This is a genomic window from Streptomyces sp. NRRL S-495, from assembly GCF_000966955.1.
Classification (GTDB): domain Bacteria; phylum Actinomycetota; class Actinomycetes; order Streptomycetales; family Streptomycetaceae; genus Kitasatospora; species Kitasatospora purpeofusca.
Genome location: NZ_JZWY01001193.1, coordinates 1 through 3,499 on the forward strand (window position 1 = coordinate 1; position 3,499 = coordinate 3,499).

Annotated in this window: 3 protein-coding genes; all 3 read left to right on the forward strand. The window is 69.7% G+C overall.

The features are described 5' to 3' along the window. Positions 1-2,209, forward strand: a 2,209-nt coding sequence (locus VR45_RS40485) for an amino acid adenylation domain-containing protein (protein ID WP_159394556.1), incomplete at its 5' end; no start/stop codon positions are given. Further along, complete coding sequence (locus VR45_RS40490) at positions 2,209-2,415, forward strand: hypothetical protein (RefSeq protein WP_045944981.1); 207 nt, start codon at positions 2,209-2,211, stop codon at positions 2,413-2,415. The genes VR45_RS40485 and VR45_RS40490, both read left to right, overlap by 1 nt. Further along, the coding region (locus VR45_RS40495) for a condensation domain-containing protein (RefSeq protein WP_045944982.1) at positions 2,415-3,499 on the forward strand (1,085 nt) is incomplete at its 3' end. The genes VR45_RS40490 and VR45_RS40495, both read left to right, overlap by 1 nt.

Here is a 3,499-nt window from a genome sequence, read left to right on the forward strand (position 1 = left end):
GCTGCTGGTGCACGAGCACGCGCCGCTGTCGCTGGCGCAGCAGGCGAGCGGGTTGACGGGCGGGAGTCCGCTGTTCACCTCGATCTTCAACTACCGGCACAACCAGGCCGGCGCGCGGAACTTCGACTCCGGCTTCGAGGGTGTCGGCGTGCTCTCCACGCGGGACCTGACCAACTACCCCCTGAGCATTGCCGTCGACGACGATCGGACGAGGTTCGGCCTGACCGTCGACGCGGTGGCTTCGATCGACCCGCAGCAGGTGGGGTCGCTGTTGCACACCTGCCTGGGCAATCTGGTCGCGGCCCTGGAGGATGCCCCGGAGCGGACGCGGCTGGGAGAGGTGGGCGTCCTCGGTGAGGCGGAGCGGGAGCGGCTGCTGACCGGCTGGAACGACACGGGTTCTGCTGCTCCTGTGCTGTCGGTGGCGGAGGTGTTTGCGGCGCAGGTGGCGCGGACGCCGGATGCGGTGGCGGTGGTGTGCGGGGACGTGGAGCTGTCGTACGCGGAGTTGGATGCGCGGGCTGCTGCGTTGGCGGGTGTGTTGCGGGATCGCGGGGTCGGCGCGGAGTCGCTGGTGGGTGTGGTGATGGAGCGCTCGGTCGAGCTGTTCGTGGCGCTGCTGGCGGTGGTGAAGGCGGGTGGTGCGTATGTGCCGGTGGATGTGGACTATCCGTCGGAGCGGATCGCGTTCGTGTTCCAGGACGCGGCGCCGGTGTGTGTGCTGACCACGCGGGATGCTGCCTCGCGGGTGCCGGGGTCGGTGGAAGCGCCGGTGCTGGTGGTTGACGGTGGGCAGGTGCCGGCCGGGTCGGCTCCGGTCGGTGATGCGGGGGTGGGCTCGGAGTGCCCGGTGTATGTGATGTACACCTCGGGTTCGACGGGTGTGCCCAAGGGTGTGGTGGCCACGCAGCGGGATCTGGTGGAGTTGGCGTCGGCCTCGCACTGGGGCGTGGGGTCGGGGGACCGGGTGTTGTTCCAGGCCCCGCATGCCTTCGATGCCTCCTCGTACGAGGTGTGGGTGGCGTTGCTGTCGGGCGCGACGGTGGTGGTGGCGCCGACCGGTGCGGTGGATGCGAGGGTGCTTCGGTCGTTGCTGGTCGACTTCGCGGTGTCGCATGTGCATGTGACGGCGGGCCTGTTCCGGGTGATCGCGGAGCAGGATCCGCAGTGCTTCGCAGGTGTGCGCGAGGTGTTGACCGGTGGCGATGTGGTGCCGGTGGGTGCGGTGCGCCGGGTGCTGGAGGCCAGTGCGGGCGTGGTGGTGCGGCATTTGTACGGGCCGACGGAGGTGACGCTGTGCGCCACGCAGCACGAGGTGGCTTCGCCGGAGGTGCTGGGTGAGGTGCTGCCGATCGGTGGGCCGCTGGACGGCACCCGGGTGTACGTGCTGGACGAGTACCTGCAGCCCGTACCGGTCGGTGTGGCGGGTGAACTGTATGTAGCGGGTGCGGGGTTGGCGCGCGGCTATCTGAACCGCCCGGGCCTGACGGGAGAGCGGTTCGTCGCGGACCCGTTCGGTGCGGCGGGTGGGCGGTTGTACCGCACGGGTGACCGTGTGAAGTGGTCGGCGGACGGTCGGCTGGTGTTCGCGGGCCGTGCGGATGACCAGGTGAAGATCCGCGGATTCCGGGTGGAGCCGGCTGAGGTGGAGTCGGTGGTGGCCGCGCATTCGCTGGTGGCGCAGGCCGCGGTGATCGCGCGTGAGGACGTGCCGGGTGACAAGCGCCTGGTCGCGTACGTCGTCGGGAACGGCGACAGCACCGAACTGGCCACCCTTGTGCGTGAGTTCGTGGCTGGGCGGCTGCCGTCCTACATGGTTCCGTCGGCGGTGGTGGTGCTGGAGGAGTTGCCGCTGACGGTGAACAGCAAGCTGGACCGCAAGGCGCTGCCCGCTCCCGAGTACGCCGCCGGCGCGGGCCGGGCACCGGCCACGGAGCAGGAGGAGCTGCTGTGCCAGGCGTTCGCGCGAGTCCTGGGGCTCGACCGGGTCGGCGTGGAGGACGACTTCTTCGCTCTGGGCGGCCACTCCCTGCTGGCGACCCGACTGGTCAGTGAGGTACGGGATTCACTGCGGGCCGAACTGCCGATCCGGGCAGTGTTCGAGGCACGGACGCCGGAAGGGCTCGCCGGCTGGCTCGCCGGTCAGGTCGAGACCCAGAGCACGGCCAGGCCCACTCTGCGGCCGATGCGCAAGCAGGAGGACAACTGATGACTCCGTTGTCGTTCGCGCAGCGTCCGCTGTGGTTCCCGGGGCAGTTGGAGGGTCCGAGCGCGACCTACGACATTCCGACGGCGCTGCGGCTGACCGGGGATGTGGATCGGGAGGCCCTCGCCGGCCGGCCCGCCAGTCAATTCAAGACCCAGAGCATTGCTAGGCCCACTCTGCGGCCGATGCGTAAGCAGGAGGACTACTGATGATTCCGTTGTCGTTTGCGCAGCGTCGGCTGTGGTTCCTGGGGCAGTTGGAGGGTCCGAGCGCGACCTACAACATTCCGATGGCGCTGAGGCTGACCGGGGATGTGGATCCGGAGGCCCTCGCCGAGGCGTTGCGGGACGTGGTGGGGCGGCACGAGGTCCTGCGCACAGTCTTCCTGGCCGAGAACGGGGAGCCGTACCAGCAGGTCCTGAAGGTCGAGGACTGCGGGTTCGAGCTTGCGGTCGAGACGGTCTCCCAGGAGTCGCTGTCCGGAGCCGTGAGCGGGGCGCTCGCGTACGCGTTCGATCTGTCCGCCGAAATCCCGGTGCGGGCAACGCTGTTCACGGTCGGCCAGGACGACCATGCGTTGGTGGTGGTGGTTCACCACATCGCCGGGGACGGCTGGTCGACGGCGCCGTTGGCGCGGGACCTGTCGGTGGCGTATGCGGCGCGCGCCGCAGGTCGGGCACCGGAATGGGAGCCGCTGCCGGTGCAGTACGCCGACTACGTGCTGTGGCAGCAGGAGTTGCTCGGCGACGAGCAGAACCCGGACAGCGTGCTCTCCCGGCAGCTGGCGTACTGGCGCACGACGCTGGCCGGGGCGCCGGCCGAACTGGAGCTGCCGACCGATCGGCCACGTCCCGCCCTGGCCGGTCATCAGGGCCATGCGGTGGCAGTCGAGCTGCCGGCCGACGTGCACGAGCGTCTGGTGAAGGTGACCAGGGAGCGCGGGGTGACCCTGTTCATGGTGGTGCAGGCCGCGCTGGCGGTCACCCTCAACCGACTGGGTGCGGGGAACGACATCCCGATCGGGGCGGCGATCGCCGGACGCACCGAGAAGGCCTTGGAGGACCTGGTCGGGTTCTTCGTGAACACGCTGGTCATGCGCACGGACCTGTCCGGCGACCCGACGATGGCCCAGGTGCTCGATCGGGTGCGAGAAGCGGGACTTGGCGCGTTCGCGCACCAGGACGTGCCGTTCGAGCGGGTGGTGGAGGAGCTGGCGCCGACCCGGTCGTTGGCCCGTCATCCGCTGTTCCAGGTCATGCTCACGGTGCAGAACACGGCTTCGGCGGCGTTGGA